The sequence below is a fragment of the Pseudomonas sp. CM27 genome (genome assembly GCF_013179515.1).
Classification (GTDB): domain Bacteria; phylum Pseudomonadota; class Gammaproteobacteria; order Pseudomonadales; family Pseudomonadaceae; genus Aquipseudomonas.
Map to the genome: position 1 here is coordinate 1 of NZ_JABMCN010000154.1, position 14,109 is coordinate 14,109.

At 64.2% G+C, this 14,109-nt stretch carries 15 protein-coding genes and 1 other RNA gene; 7 read left to right on the forward strand and 9 right to left on the reverse strand.

Going from position 1 to position 14,109, the window contains the following annotated elements; translation table 11 throughout:
• The first annotated feature begins 118 nt into the window (after positions 1-118).
• The 3 genes from ubiD (at position 119) to HP547_RS18695 (ending at position 3,450) form a co-directional block, all read left to right on the forward strand.
• The gene (gene ubiD / locus HP547_RS18685) at positions 119-1,585 is read left to right on the forward strand and encodes a 4-hydroxy-3-polyprenylbenzoate decarboxylase (RefSeq protein ID WP_172219266.1); all 1,467 of its coding nucleotides are present in this window, start codon (positions 119-121) and stop codon (positions 1,583-1,585) included.
• Positions 1,585-2,553 (forward strand): CDP-6-deoxy-delta-3,4-glucoseen reductase, encoded by a 969-nt coding sequence (locus HP547_RS18690; RefSeq protein ID WP_172287057.1) that lies wholly within the window; start codon positions 1,585-1,587, stop codon positions 2,551-2,553. Before ubiD ends, HP547_RS18690 begins: the two co-directional genes overlap by 1 nt.
• Before the next feature lie 246 nt (positions 2,554-2,799).
• Entirely contained in the window at positions 2,800-3,450 is a 651-nt protein-coding gene (locus HP547_RS18695) for a gamma-glutamylcyclotransferase (RefSeq protein ID WP_172287058.1), read from the forward strand.
• A 113-nt stretch (positions 3,451-3,563) separates the two neighbouring features.
• On the opposite strand, the gene HP547_RS18700 is transcribed toward HP547_RS18695, so the two are convergent.
• On the reverse strand, positions 3,564-4,541 hold the full coding sequence (locus HP547_RS18700) for an NADPH:quinone oxidoreductase family protein (protein ID WP_172232277.1): 978 nt from the start codon (positions 4,539-4,541) through the stop codon (positions 3,564-3,566).
• Positions 4,542-4,698: 157 nt separating this feature from the next.
• Between HP547_RS18700 and HP547_RS18705 the strand changes: the two genes are divergently transcribed.
• Entirely contained in the window at positions 4,699-5,103 is a 405-nt protein-coding gene (locus HP547_RS18705; protein ID WP_172232280.1) for a flagellar basal body-associated protein FliL, read from the forward strand.
• 239 nt (positions 5,104-5,342) lie between these two features.
• On the opposite strand, the gene HP547_RS18710 is transcribed toward HP547_RS18705, so the two are convergent.
• The 4 genes from HP547_RS18710 to HP547_RS18725 form a co-directional block, all read right to left on the reverse strand.
• The gene (locus HP547_RS18710; RefSeq protein ID WP_172287059.1) at positions 5,343-6,455 is read right to left on the reverse strand and encodes an ABC transporter permease; all 1,113 of its coding nucleotides are present in this window, start codon (positions 6,453-6,455) and stop codon (positions 5,343-5,345) included.
• Position 6,456: 1 nt separating this feature from the next.
• Positions 6,457-9,177, reverse strand: a complete 2,721-nt coding sequence (rbbA, locus tag HP547_RS18715) for a ribosome-associated ATPase/putative transporter RbbA (RefSeq protein WP_172287060.1) — start codon at positions 9,175-9,177, stop codon at positions 6,457-6,459.
• On the reverse strand, positions 9,174-10,133 hold the full coding sequence (locus HP547_RS18720; protein WP_172219513.1) for an HlyD family secretion protein: 960 nt from the start codon (positions 10,131-10,133) through the stop codon (positions 9,174-9,176). The genes rbbA and HP547_RS18720 overlap by 4 nt, the downstream gene beginning before the upstream one ends.
• Before the next feature lie 147 nt (positions 10,134-10,280).
• On the reverse strand, positions 10,281-10,730 hold the full coding sequence (locus HP547_RS18725) for an EVE domain-containing protein (protein ID WP_172219511.1): 450 nt from the start codon (positions 10,728-10,730) through the stop codon (positions 10,281-10,283).
• 179 nt (positions 10,731-10,909) lie between these two features.
• Here HP547_RS18725 and HP547_RS18730 point away from each other — a divergent pair, with 179 nt between their 5' ends.
• Positions 10,910-11,062 (forward strand): hypothetical protein, encoded by a 153-nt coding sequence (locus HP547_RS18730; protein ID WP_172219499.1) that lies wholly within the window; start codon positions 10,910-10,912, stop codon positions 11,060-11,062.
• A gap of 18 nt (positions 11,063-11,080) precedes the next feature.
• On the opposite strand, the gene HP547_RS18735 is transcribed toward HP547_RS18730, so the two are convergent.
• From HP547_RS18735 to HP547_RS18750, 4 genes are all read right to left on the reverse strand, one after another.
• The gene (locus HP547_RS18735; RefSeq protein WP_172287061.1) at positions 11,081-11,689 is read right to left on the reverse strand and encodes a 5-formyltetrahydrofolate cyclo-ligase; all 609 of its coding nucleotides are present in this window, start codon (positions 11,687-11,689) and stop codon (positions 11,081-11,083) included.
• A 79-nt stretch (positions 11,690-11,768) separates the two neighbouring features.
• A non-coding RNA gene (gene ssrS / locus HP547_RS18740) (6S RNA) lies at positions 11,769-11,948 on the reverse strand.
• Between the two features lie 17 nt (positions 11,949-11,965).
• Positions 11,966-12,286, reverse strand: a complete 321-nt coding sequence (locus tag HP547_RS18745; protein ID WP_172219495.1) for a cell division protein ZapA — start codon at positions 12,284-12,286, stop codon at positions 11,966-11,968.
• Positions 12,283-12,465 (reverse strand): TIGR02449 family protein, encoded by a 183-nt coding sequence (locus tag HP547_RS18750; protein ID WP_029886233.1) that lies wholly within the window; start codon positions 12,463-12,465, stop codon positions 12,283-12,285. Before HP547_RS18750 ends, HP547_RS18745 begins: the two co-directional genes overlap by 4 nt.
• 181 nt (positions 12,466-12,646) lie before the next feature.
• On the opposite strand from HP547_RS18750, the gene HP547_RS18755 reads away from it, so the two are divergent.
• Both HP547_RS18755 and HP547_RS18760 read left to right on the forward strand, forming a co-directional pair.
• The gene (locus tag HP547_RS18755; protein ID WP_172287062.1) at positions 12,647-13,201 is read left to right on the forward strand and encodes a YecA family protein; all 555 of its coding nucleotides are present in this window, start codon (positions 12,647-12,649) and stop codon (positions 13,199-13,201) included.
• 21 nt (positions 13,202-13,222) lie between these two features.
• Positions 13,223-14,109 (forward strand): aminopeptidase P N-terminal domain-containing protein (locus HP547_RS18760; RefSeq protein ID WP_172287063.1); only part of this gene is annotated, 887 nt, incomplete at its 3' end.

Below are 14,109 nucleotides of genomic sequence, written 5' to 3' on the forward strand. Positions count from 1 at the left end.
TGGAGCTGGCTTGCCGGCGATGGGGCGCGAAGCGGCCCCAAGTCATTTTTGGCCATTAGGCGCCGAACGGCGCTACACTCTGCACCCCCGACCGATACGGCCAACACGAGGCTCCTGCATGCAGTATCGCGACTTGCGCGACTTCATCCGTGGCCTGGAACAGCGCGGCGAGCTCAAGCGCATCCAGGTTCCGATTTCCCCCGTCCTGGAAATGACCGAGGTCTGCGACCGCACCCTGCGTGCCAAGGGCCCGGCATTATTGTTCGAAAAGCCCACCGGCTTTGACATCCCGGTGCTGGGCAACCTGTTCGGCACCCCGGAGCGCGTGGCCATGGGCATGGGCGCGGAGTCGGTCGAAGAGCTGCGCGAAATCGGCAAGCTGCTGGCATTCCTCAAGGAGCCCGAGCCGCCGAAGGGCCTGAAGGATGCCTGGTCGAAGCTGCCGATCTTCAAGAAGGTCGTGTCGATGGCGCCGAAAGTGGTCAAGGACGCGGTGTGCCAGGAGGTAGTGGTCGAGGGTGATGACGTCGACCTCGGCGCATTGCCGATCCAGCACTGCTGGCCGGGCGACGTAGCTCCGCTGATCACCTGGGGCCTTACCGTTACCCGCGGGCCGAACAAGGACCGGCAGAACCTGGGCATCTACCGCCAGCAGGTCATCGGCCGCAACAAGGTCATCATGCGCTGGCTCAGCCACCGTGGCGGCGCTCTGGATTACCGCGAGTGGTGCGAAAAGAACCCCGGCCAGCCGTTCCCGGTCGCCGTGGCCCTGGGCGCTGACCCGGCGACCATTCTCGGTGCCGTGACGCCAGTACCGGACACCCTCTCCGAATATGCCTTTGCCGGCCTGCTGCGCGGCAACCGTACCGAACTGGTCAAGTGCCGTGGCAGCAACCTGCAGGTACCGGCCACCGCGGAAATCATCCTGGAAGGCGTGATCCACCCGGGTGAAATGGCCCCGGAGGGCCCGTACGGCGACCATACCGGCTACTACAACGAAGTCGACAGTTTCCCGGTGTTCACCGTGGAGCGCATCACCCATCGGCACAAGCCGATCTACCACAGCACCTACACCGGCCGGCCGCCGGATGAGCCGGCGATTCTCGGCGTGGCGCTGAACGAAGTGTTCGTGCCGATACTGCAGAAGCAGTTTCCGGAAATCACCGACTTCTACCTGCCGCCGGAAGGCTGCTCGTACCGCATGGCGGTGGTGACCATGAAGAAGCAGTACCCAGGGCACGCCAAGCGCGTGATGCTGGGTGTGTGGTCGTTCCTGCGACAGTTCATGTACACCAAGTTCGTTATTGTCACCGATGACGATATCAACGCCCGCGACTGGAACGATGTGATCTGGGCCATTACCACGCGCATGGACCCCAAGCGTGATACGGTAATGATCGACAACACTCCGATCGACTACCTGGACTTCGCGTCGCCGGTATCGGGGCTGGGGTCGAAGATGGGCCTGGACGCCACGCACAAGTGGCCGGGCGAGACTACACGCGAATGGGGGCGGGTCATCGTCAAGGACGAAGCCGTTACCCGCCGTATCGATGACTTGTGGGATCAGTTGGGAATAGATTGATGCAGGTAACGTTGCAGCCGTCCGGGGCGGTGCTGGCGCTCGAACCCGGGGAACGGATCCTGGATGGAGCGCGGCGGCTGGGCTATGACTGCCCGAACAGCTGCCGCAATGGCAATTGCCATGTCTGCGCCGCATTGTTGGTCGAAGGCCGGGTACGCCAGGACGGCGTAGTTCGTGACCATGGCGAGTTGTTTACCTGCATTGCCGAACCGCTGGAGGACTGCGTGTTGCTCTGGGATGGTGTGCTCGCCCTGGGCGAGCTGCCAGTGCGCAAGCTGGCGTGCAGCGTCAGTGAGTGCGTCGACGTCGGCGGCGACGTCTGGCGTGTGCGCCTGCGCGCACCTGCCGGCAAGCCGCTGCGCTACCACGCCGGGCAGTACCTGATGATCGAGCGCGAGGGTGGCAAGCCCGCGGCTTTCTCGCTGGCTTCCGCGCCCCACGCCGGGCGCGAGCTGGAGCTGCACGTGCTGGCGCGTGAAGCGAGTGCGCTGCAACTGATCGACCAGCTCAGGCGCGATGGCCTGGCGCGTATCGAAATGCCGTTTGGCGACACCCACCTGGCCGAGTTGCCGGATGGGCCGCTGGTGCTGATCGCTGCAGGCACCGGGATGGGGCAGATGCACAGCCTGCTGGAGCATTGCCGCTCGCAGGGTTTCAAGCACCCGGTACACCTGTACTGGGGCGTGCGCCGGCCTGAGGATTTCTACCAGATCGAGCATTGGGATGAGTGGCAGCGCCTGCCCAACCTGTTCCTGCACCAGGTGGTCAGCGACCTGTGCGGCTGGGAAGGCCGGTGCGGCATGCTGCACGAGGCGGTCTGCGAGGATATTGCCGACCTCAACACCGTGCATGTGTACGCCAGCGGCTCGCCCAACATGATCTACGCCACCCTCGACGCCCTGGTCGAAGCCGGCATGGATGCGCACCGCATGCGTGCGGATGTGTTTGCCTACGCACCGCGCGGTTAATAACCGAAGTTTGAACAAGTGGGTATAAGGCGGTAATTGTTACCGCCTTGGCCAATAAGTTTCGCAGTCCCCGAAACAGTATTTTCCAGTCGTCGGAACCGCCAATGAAACACTGGCGCCAGGTCTTGAGTATTTCGCCATTTCTGGCCTATGGTTACAGCAAGCGCCCTTGGCGCAGCGGCCCAGAGCCGCAACGCAAGCGCATTTCGCTAGATCTGTAGTTCACAGGGATAATGGCGGCAGCTTATGTCGGCACTTGAAAACATGTCCTGGGAAGTTTCATATCCTCCGACACTCGACTTCGGTCAGCAACATACTCACGAACAGTTGTTCAATTCCATGAAGACGACCATGTCGCACCATCAAGGCGGGCCGGTGTGGCTGTTCGCTTATGGTTCCTTGATCTGGCGCCCGGAGTGCAATTCGGTCGAGCGTCAACGCGCGCGGGTGCATGGTTATCACCGTGGCTTGTACCTGTGGTCACATGAACATCGCGGCACCCCGGAAATCCCCGGCCTGGTGTTCGGCCTGGATCGAGGGGGGTCCTGCAGTGGCTTCGCCTACCGGCTGGACGAAAGCAATCTCGACGACTCGCTGATGGCACTGTGGCTGCGCGAGATGCCGTACCCGGCGTACCGGCCGCACTGGCTCAGCTGCCGGTTGGGCGATGGCAGCAAGGTGCAGGCGCTCGGCTTTGTGCTGGAGCGGCACTTGCCGTGTTATGCCGGCGACCTGCCGGATACCTTGCTCAGCCAGATCCTGGCCAGCGCCAAAGGGCGCTACGGCAGCACGCGCGACTATGTAGAGCAGACCTTGAATGCCCTGCGCAGCCACCAGATGCCCGATCGCAACCTGGAGGCACGCTTCAGGCGCTGCCATAACCTGCGCGAGGTTTGATCAGCCTGTCCCGGCCTTTTCGCGGGTGAACCCGCTCCCACAGGTACTGCACAGCCCTTGTGGGAGCGGGTTCACCCGCGAAGAGGCCGGAGCTGTCGATAAAAAAATCAAATTTACCTGGCCAGTACCACCAACTTGCCCACAGCCCGCCGCTGCCCCAGCTGTTCGATTGCAGCCCCAGCCTCGGCCAGTGGATAAGTCTGCGAAACCAGCGGCTTCAGCTTGCCCTCGGCATGCCAGGCAAACAGTTGCCGGAAGTTGGCCGCGTTATCCTCCGGCTGGCGCTGGGCAAACGCCCCCCAGAACACCCCCACCACCGCCGCGCCCTTGAGCAGCACCAGGTTGGCCGCCAGTTGGGGAATGCTGCCGCTGGCAAAGCCCACCACCAGTAGCCGGCCATTCCAGGCCAGCCCGCGCACTGCCTGCTCGAACAGCTCGCCACCGACCGGGTCGTAGATCACATCGACGCCCTGGCCTCCAGTCAGGCGCTTGAGCTCTTCGCGCAGGCTGGCCTGGCTGTAGTCGATCAGCTCATCCGCCCCGGCTGCCTTGGCCACAGCCAGCTTCTCGGCACTGCTGGCCGCTGCGATCACCCGCGCGCCCATGGCCTTGCCGATTTCCACCGCCGCCAAACCGACGCCACCGGATGCGCCCATTACCAGCAGGGTTTCGCCAGCCTGCAACCGAGCGCGCTGGCGCAAGGCATGCATCGAGGTGCCATAGGTCATGCCGAACGCCGCAGCGGTGGTGAAATCCATGCTCTCCGGGATCGGCAGCACATTGTAGAACGGTACCGCCACCTGCTCGGCGAACGCGCCCCAGCCGGTAAGCGCCATCACCCGGTCACCTACCTTGAACGCGCCCGCTTTTTCCCCGACCGCAGCCACCACGCCTGCCGCTTCGCCGCCGGGGGAGAATGGCAACTGGGGTTGGAACTGATACTTCCCTTCGATGATCAGGGTGTCCGGGAAGTTGACCCCGGCCGCCTGCACGTCCAGCAGGATCTCGTTTTTCTTCGGCACCGGGCTGGCCACCTCCTCCAGCGTCAGGTCGCGCGCCGGGCCCAGGGTTTTGCACAACACAGCTTTCATCGGGGCTATTCCTTTGCGGGTAATGGCCGATAAGTGTAGGAGGGCCACCTGCCGGGTCAACGAGCATGCCCCGCCCTGATGGGCCGGCATAAGCCCGGGCTTGGGTTTGAGCGAAGTGCTGGGTAAGCTGGCGCCAATTGTATTGAGGAGCGAATTCGTGAAAGCGTGGATCTTGATGGTGCTGGCGCTGTTGCTGCCGGCTGCGGCCATGGCCGAGGAAGCCAAGGAAGGGGCGCCCAAGGTCGCCTACATCACCCTGAGCCCGCCCTTTGTCGGCAACTATGCCCTCGACGGCGGCCCACGGCTGCGCGTGTACAAGGCCGACGTCGCCTTGCGCGTGACCGGTGACGAAGCGGCCAAGGCGGTGAAATTTCACGAACCCCTGATCCGCAACCAGTTGGTAGCCTTGTTCACCCAGCAGACCGTGGACAGCATGAGCAACGTCGAGGCCAAGGAGCACCTGCGCCAGGAGGCCCTGAAGCAGGTGCAGCAGGTGCTGGAAGCAGAAGAGGGCAAGCCGATCGTTGAAGACCTGTTGTTCAACAACCTGATTGTGCAGTGAACCGTGAATATCCAGCAACAGTGCCGTCTGTTGTCAGTGATACGCATGGTGGTCGATAATCAGCGCGTTCCCGAAAGGGGCTTGCAAGACTCTGCGGATCCTGGTCCAACCAGCAATCACAGAGCCGGGCAGGTGTATGGCGGTGACAAGCCGAGCTGTCTGTGAGTAGGGCGCCGAAAGGCGCCCTTTGTCTTTGTGCCACCAGATATACCCGTTTCAACGTAGCCGGCGTCGAGTCTTCAGGAAGCCAAGCTACGCCGAAACCGGGCCAGCGCCACGCTGAAGAACACCAGGCCGATCAAGGCCAGTGCCAGAATATCCGGCCACACCACCGCCCAGCCGGCGTCGCGGAACAGGATCGCGGCGCCCAGGCTCACGAAGTGCGTCGACGGCGACCCCTGCATCACCCACTGCAGCCACTGCGGCATGCTGTCCAGCGGCGTGCTGCCGCCGGACAGCAACAGCATCGGGATGATCACCGGGATCGCCAGCAGGCCGAACTGTGGCGTTGAACGCGCCAGGGTGGCGAGGAAGATACCCAGCGCGGTACCGGCGAACAGGTACAGCGCAGTCACGGCCAGGAACAGCCCCATCGAGCCGGACAGCGGTACGCCCAGCGCCCCCTTCACCACCACCACCAGCGAAATCCAGGTGCAGATCACCACCACCAGTGCGTTGCTGCCGATCTTCGCCAGCATGATCTCCAGCGCGGTCAGCGGCAGCACCAGCAGGTGATCGAGGGTGCCGTGCTCACGCTCACGCAGCAGCGCGGTGCCGGTGAGGATGATCGCCAGGATGGTGATGTTGTTGACGATCTGGATCACTGCCAGGAACCAGCCGCCCTCCAGGTTGGGGTTGAACAGGGCCTTGGCGTTGATCAGCACCGGGCTCTGGGTGTTGGTCCGTTGGCTGTAGTCGAGCAGTTCGCGTTCGAAGATCCGGCCGATATAGCCCGCGCCCATGAATGCCTGGCTCATGGCGGTGGCATCGACGTTGATCTGCAGCTCTGGCGAGTGCCCCGCCAGCAGGTCGCTCTGGAAGTTGACCGGTATGTTGATGACGAAGGTGTACTGGCCGCTGTCCATGGCCTGGTCCAGGTGCCCGGCAGGCAGTGGCACGGCGGTCTGGAACTCCGGCGGCTGCAGGGCTTCGGCGAGCTTGCGCGAAAGCTGGCTGTGGTCTTCGTCCACCACGGCGACGCTGGCGTTGTGCACGCCGATCACCGAGCCGGCTGCGGGCATGTAGATGGCCACGCTGAAGGCGTACAGCAGAAACAGCAGCAGTACGCTGTCATGGCGCAGGCTGGTCAGTTCTTTCAGGCCCAGGCGCAGGGTGTGGTTCAGGCGCGACATGTCAGGCCTCCTGCTTCTTCAGCATGGCCAGGCTCAGGCCGATAAACACGGCAAAGAAGCTGAGCAGGATCAGGCACTGCGGCCACAGCTCGCGCAGGCCCAGCGCCTTGGTGAAGGTGCCGACCGCGATGTCGAGGAAATACCCCGCCGGGAACAACTGGCCCATTACTGCCGCCGCGCCGTCCAGCGACGAGCGCGGCACGATCAGGCCGGAAAACTGGATGGTCGGCAGGCTGGTGATGATCATGGTGCCCAGAATGGCCGCGATCTGCGTGCGGGTGAAGGCCGAGATCAGCAGGCCCAGGCTGGTGGTTGCCAGCAGGTAGGCCACGCCGCCACAGGCCAGGGCCAGCATGCTGCCCTTGAGCGGTACGGCGAACAGCCATCGGTTCATTGCAACCAGCAGGGCCAGGTTGACCAGGCTTACGGCCAGGTAGGGCAATTGCTTGCCCAGCAGGAATTCCAGGCGGGTGAGGGGTGTGGCGTAGAAATTGGTGATGGAGCCGAGTTCTTTCTCGCGGACGATGCCGAGCGCCGTGAGCATGGCGGGTATGAAGGCCAGGATCAGCGCCATCACACCGGGGCCGATGGCGTTCACGCTGACCACGTCCTGGTTGTAGCGCAAGCGTGTTTCCAGGCGCACCGGGGCCTGGCGTGGCTGAGGCTGTGGGCTGGCGTTGGCCAATTGCTCAAGGTTGGCCTGGTGCACGGCTTCGACGTAGTTGCGGCTGGTTTCGGCGCGGAACGGCATGCCGCCATCGAGCCAGGCTGCCACCACCGGTTGGCGCCCGGCGTACAGGTCGCGGCCAAAGCCGGGCGGGATCTCCAGGGCCAGCTTGATTTCCGAACGCTGCAGCCTCTGGTGCATGTCGCGGCTGTCGCGGATAGCCGGCTGCTCTGCAAAATAGCGCGAGCCGCGGAAGGCTTCGAGGTAGGCCCGGCTTTGCGGGCTCTGGTCCTGATCATGTACGGCGAACGCGAGGTTTTCCACATCCAGTGAAATGCCGTAGCCGAAAATCACCATCATGAACAGTGCACCCAGCAGGGCAAAGGCCAGCCGCACCTTGTCGCGCAGCAACTCCTTGCCCTCGCGGCTGGCCACCGCCAGCAGCCGGCGCAAGCTGAAGCCCCGGCGCAGGGGGGGCGCGGCCGTGGCAGCCTGCTCCAGCACGGTATTGCCGGTGGCTTGTGGCGCGAGGTCCTGGGCTTGTTCCAGGCAGCGCACGAACGCGTCTTCCAGGGTGCTGCCCTGGTACTGGCGTTGCAGGGCGTCAGGCGTGTCGCAGGCCAGTACCCGGCCGGCGTGCATCAGCGAAATGCGGTCACAGCGCTGGGCCTCGTTCATGAAGTGTGTGGAGAGGAAGATGGTCACGCCCTGTTCGCGCGACAGCTCGACCAGCAGGCGCCAGAAGTCATCTCGGGCAGCCGGGTCGACGCCGGAGGTTGGCTCATCGAGGATCAGCACTTCAGGCCGGTGCAGCACCGCGACCGCCAGTGAAAGACGCTGGCGCAGGCCAAGGGGCAGGGCAGCGGACGGTTGCTCGGCGATGCCGGCGAGGTCGAAGCGTTCGATCAGCTCATCGATGCGCTGGGCGCTCTCGGCCTTGGGCAGGTCGAACAGGCGGGCATGCAAGGCCAGGTTCTGCCGGGTGCTGAGTTCGCCATACAGCGAGAAGCTCTGCGACATGAAACCGACCCGCTTGCGCGTGGCCAGGTCACTGGCGTCCACCGGGCGGCCCAGCAGGCTGGCGCTACCCTCGCTGGCCGGCATCAGGCCGGTGAGCACTTTCATGGTGGTGGTCTTGCCGCAGCCGTTGGACCCCAGGAAGCCGAAGATCTCCCCGCGGCCGATGGCGAAGCTGACCTTGTTCACCGCAGTGAAGTCGCCAAAGCGCAGGGTCAGGTCGTGGGCCTCGATGGCGATCGGGCCATCGGTGGCCGGGCGCGGCGGGATGACCAGCGGCGGGTGTAGCGCCTTGCCCGCGCCCTGGTAGTGGGTGAAGGCGTCGTCGAGCTTGCCGCTGGGGGTGACCGCGGCAAGTTCGTGGCTGGGGCCTGCGGCCAGCAGGCGGCCGCCATCGAGCATCAGGCAATGTTCGAACTGCTGCGCTTCTTCCATGTAGGCGGTAGCCACCAGCAAGGTCAGCTGCGGGCGCTGCGCGCGCACCTGTTCCACCAGTTCCCAGAATCGCCGCCGCGACAGCGGGTCGACGCCGGTGGTGGGCTCGTCGAGGATCAGCAGGTCCGGCTCGTGGATCAGCGCGCAGCACAGGCCCAGCTTCTGCTTCATGCCGCCCGACAGCTTCCCGGCCGGGCGCTCGGCAAAGCGCAGCAGGTCGGTGGCTTGCAGCAGGTTGGCCATGCGCTGCTCGCACTCGCTGCGGCCCAGGCCGAACAGGGTAGCGAAAAAGCGGATGTTCTCGCTGATCGACAGTTCCGGGTACAGGTTGTTGCCCAGCCCTTGCGGCATGAACGCGACTTTCGGGTACAGCGCCGCGCGGTGGCGCCGCTGGCGGATTGAGCCACCCAGCACTTGCAGTTCGCCGGCTTGCAGGCGTTTTACCCCGGCGATCAACCCCAGCAGGGTCGATTTGCCTGCCCCGTCCGGGCCGATCAGCGCGCAGCGGGTGCCTGCAGGCAGGCCGAAGCCGAGGGTATGCAGGGCGACCTGGTCGCCGTACTGGTGGCGGATGCCCTCGGCCAGCAGTGCCGGGGCGCTCATTGCAGGTTAGCCGGCCAGTCCACCTCGGCCGTGCGTACATAGCCGGCCCCCGGCATGCCCGGCTTGGCCTGCGGTACGGCACCGGGGTCGCTCAGCCGCAGCTTCACCCGAAACACCAGCTTCTGCCGCTCGTCGCGGGTTTCCACCTGCTTCGGGGTGAATTGTGCCTTGGCCGCGACAAATGCCACCTTGGCCGGCAGGGCGCGCTCTGGCAGGGCATCGAGCACAATCCGCGCCTGGTCGCCGACGGTCAGCTGGCCGCTGGTGGAGGCGGGCAGATAGAGGTTCATGTACTGGTCGCTCGGGTCGATCAGCATCAGCACACGACCCCCGGCACCCAGTACCTCGCCGGGTTCGGCCAGGCGCAGTTGAATGATGCCGTTGATTGGCGCGCGCAGGCTGCTGTCGTCGATTTCGCTGGTCAGCTGGGCGACCTGGGCTTCGGCGGCGCCGATGGCCGCCTTGATCGCGGCCAGTTGGGCGCGGGCAGCGACCACGCCAGCGTTGGCCGTATCGAAGCGCGCCTGCTGCTGGTCGAGCAGTTGCTGGCTGGCGTATTTGCGCTGGAAGATTTCGCGCACGCGCTTGAGCTCTTGGCTGGCCAGCAGCAATTCACTTTGCCGCAGTTGCACGCTGGCCTGGGCGGCGGCGTAGTTTTCCCGGGCGCGGAGCACTTCGGCTTCGGCCTGGGTGCGTTGGGCCTCCATGGTGCGGGTGTCGATACGGGCAAGTAGCTGGCCGCAGGTTACGCTATCGCCCTCATCGACCAGTACTTCGGCCAGGCGGCCGGGGATTTTACTGGCGATCTGCACCTCGGTGGCTTCGAGGCGGCCGTTGCCCATGCTCAGGCCTTCGGGCAGCTGGTCGTGGAGCGACTTCCAGTACCCCAGCCCTCCGGCTGCCACGAGCAGGGCGAGCAGCGCGGTGGCGAAGATTCGGGGGGCGTATCGGCTCATCGTTGTGCATCCTTGCGCATGTCCACAGGGGATCATGGACTGCGGGCATGGATGGCGTATTGATGTCGGTCAAGGCGGTGAGTGCGGGTGATGCTCGGCTTGTCGGCGATCAGCCCCGGCACGGCTCCAACGACCCTGGCCCCGATTTCACCGCAACGCGACGACCACCGCCCACTGTTCGGCCGTTACCGGCATCACCGACAGCCGGCTGCCCTTTTGCACCAGCGGCAATTCCGCCAGGCCAGCCTGCTGTTTCAGCCAGCCCAGCTCCAGCACCCGCGGGAACGTTTGCACATGGGCCACATCCACCGCGCTCCACGGGTTCTTGTCGGGGGTGGCCTTGGCATCGTGATAGTGGCTCTGCGGGTCCAGGGCTGTCGGGTCCGGGTAAGCAGCGCGAGTGATTCTGGCAATACCGGCGATCCCGGGCTGTGGGCAACTGGAGTGATAGAAGAAAAACTCGTCACCAACGCTCATCGCCCGCAGAAAATTGCGTGCCTGGTAGTTGCGCACGCCGTCCCAGCGCGTTTCACCCAGCCGGCCAAGGGCTTCGATAGAGAGCTCGTCGGGCTCGGATTTCATTAGCCAGTAGGCCATGGATGCTGCTCCTGAAAAGGTTTGAAATAACCTGTTGCACGAAACCGACAGCCGGTTGGCGTCAAGGTTTGCGTGTGGGCGCAGGTTGTCGGAAAATGCGCCCCGTTTAAAGCGCGATGCGCCGGCGGTACCCAGAATATCGCCGAGTACAGAACAGTTTGCCTGGGGGGCAATCTTCAATGAATCAACGTAAAAAGCCGGATCTGCTGTGGATCCTGGTGTTCATCTTCGGCCTGGGTGTGGTCACTACCGGTTATGCGCAAGGATTCTGGGAGCGCAAGCTGGACGACGCCTATCAGATGCCGGTCGACGCCAGCCAGCCACACCGTTGATACTCCCGCTGGCGCCGCTCAACGCGGTGCCAGGTACCAGTCACGGTCCGACACCGTGCCCTGCAGCGGTACGTCCCAGCTGGCCTGCGCCAGCCGTTCGACCTTCTGGCATTCATGCGCCAGCCCCAGCAGCAAAGGTTTCTTCCAGGTCTGGCGACGTGCCTGGTAGGCCAGGCTGCGATCGTAGAAACCACCGCCCATACCCAAGCGACCACCCACTTCGTCGAAGCCGACCAGCGGTAGCAGGATCAGGTCCAGCGCCCAGATCGGGCGCTGGCGCTTGCGGTCGGTAACCGGCTCGGGGATACCAAAGCGGTTGGGCTTCAGCTTCTCGCCATGCTCGAAGCGCTGGAACACCATGCGCGTACGCGGCCAGGCATGCAGCACCGGCAGGTAGGTGCGCTTGCCGCGGCGCTGGGCTTCGCGCATCAGCAGGCAGGGGTCGATTTCGCCGTCGTTGGGCAGGTACAGGGCAATGTGCCGGGCGCGGCGGAACAGCGGGTGCTGCGCCAGTTGGCGGTACAGACCAAGGGTGGCCTGGCGTTGCTGGGCAGGGCTGAGGGCGCGGCGGGCATTGCGGAGCAGGCGACGGAGCTGGGGACGTGTGAGCGGCGCGGTGTCGGTCATGGCACGATCAATCCCGGATGTGCTGGCCGACAGTGTCGGCCAAAACGAATTGCCCGCCGAGGGGGCGGGCAAGGAATTCAGGCTCCCCGATAAGACCGCTATCGGTGTAGCCCTTGAACCCGAAAGTTCAAGGTGGAGATTGCAGGGGGCGTTAAGGCTTTCCGTCGGGCGGACATGCACACCGGCCCCAGCGTGCAACCCCCGTGGTTGTGCGTATCGGCTCAGGGACATAACCGACTGGCGCATCCACCAGGGAGTGGCGCCAGTATACCAATCTCAGCCGATTTTGGTATCCGTGTCGTCGGACAAAGCCTTGTCGACCCGATCCAGCAGGTCGCGCACCTGTTCACGGTTGGTGTTGCTGACCGGCGCATCGGCCCGGTCTTCCTGGCGGTGGAGCATTTCGTGGGTGATGTTCAAGGCGGCCATCACCGCAATGCGGTCAGCGCCAATCACCTTGCCGCTGCTGCGGATTTCGCGCATCTTGCCGTCCAGGTAGCGCGCGGCGCTGACCAGGTTGTTGCGCTCTTCCGGCGGGCAGATGATCGAGTATTCCTTGTCGAGGATCTGCACGGTGACGCTATTGCTTGAACTCATGAGTCTTGCTCCAGAGCCTTGAGGCGTAAAATCATCGACTCGACTTTGCGCTTGGCGATCTCGTTCTTTTCGATGAGGTGGGCGCGCTCTTCGCGCCAGGATTTTTCCTGAGCTACTAGGAGTGCATTTTGCCGTTTTAGTTGCTCGACGCGCTCGATCAGCAACTCGAATCGGCTCATCAGTGCCTGCAGGTCGTTCTCTTGCGTAGGTTGCACTCGATTCGCTCCGTCGTTCAGTCACCTGGCGATGATGCCTCTCCCTGGGCGGCGACGGCCAGTGCCGATGGTCTTGGCGCGCCTGCCGGTGCTAGGATACAAGGTCTCCATTCTAGTCATTGCGCCGTCTGGCGCCTAGCAGACCATGCCCAATACCCAATCGCCCTACATCGCCTTCGCCATGCTGCTTTCCAGCAATGGCCACCCTGTCACCCCTGCCGAACTGCACGGCCTGCTGATCGGCCGCAGCTGCGCCGGTGCCGGCTTCGATGCCGATGCCTGGCTGGCCGATGCTGCCCAGCTGCTGGAAAACGAACCCGGTGACGCCGTGCGCAACGCCCTCATCGGCCTGCAGGAAATGGTCAAGGGCGAGCTGACCAGCGACGACATGGCGATCGTCCTGCTGCTGCCTACCGATGACGCCGCACTGACCGACCGCGCCACCGCGCTGGGCCAGTGGTGCCAGGGCTTCATTACCGGTTTCGGCCTGAACGCCGGCGGCAAGGACTTGTCCGACGAGGCCAAGGACGTGCTGCAGGACCTGGTGGCCATTTCCCAGGTGCAGGAAGCCCTCGAAGAATCCGAAGACGGCGAGAGCGACTACATGGAGGTCATGGAATACCTGCGCGTGGCGCCCCTGCTGCTGTTCTCCGAGCTGGCCAAGCCGGCCGCACCCGCGCCCAAGCCATCGCTGCACTGATCAACCGGGGGTAGTCTGCCCATGAGCCACATTCCCAAGGCCGAGTATGCCCGTCGGCGCAAGGCGCTGATGGCGCAGATGGTCCCCAACAGTATTGCCATCCTGCCCGCCGCCGCCGTTGCCATCCGCAACCGCGACGTCGAGCATGTGTACCGCCAGGACAGCGATTTCCAGTACCTCAGCGGCTTCCCGGAGCCGGAGGCGGTGATTGCGCTGATCCCCGGGCGCGAACACGGCGAATACGTGCTGTTCTGCCGTGAACGCAACCCTGAGCGCGAGCTGTGGGACGGCCTGCGGGCCGGCCAGGAAGGCGCGGTGCGCGATTTTGGCGCCGACGATGCCTTCCCCATCACCGATATCGACGAAATCCTGCCGGGCCTGATCGAAGGCCGCGAGCGGGTCTACAGCGCGATGGGCAGCAACCCCGAGTTCGACCGTCGGCTGATGGACTGGATCAATGTGATCCGCTCCAAAGCGCGTCTGGGCGCGCAGCCGCCGAACGAATTCGTTGCGCTGAATCACCTGCTGCACGACATGCGCCTGTATAAATCGGCGGCGGAAGTGAAGGTGATGCGCGCAGCTGCAGATATTTCTGCGCGTGCCCATGTGCGGGCCATGCAGGCCTGCCGTGCCGGGCTGCACGAGTACAGCCTCGAAGCCGAGCTGGACTACGAGTTCCGCAAGGGCGGGGCGAAGATGCCGGCCTACGGCTCGATCGTCGCGGCCGGGCGCAATGGCTGCATCCTGCATTACCAGCAGAACGACGCCCTGCTCAAGGACGGTGACCTGGTGCTGATCGACGCTGGCTGCGAAATCGATTGTTATGCCAGTGACATCACCCGCACCTTCCCGGTCAGCGGGCGGTTTTCGCCGGAGCAGAAGGCCATCTACGAGCTGGTACTCAAGGC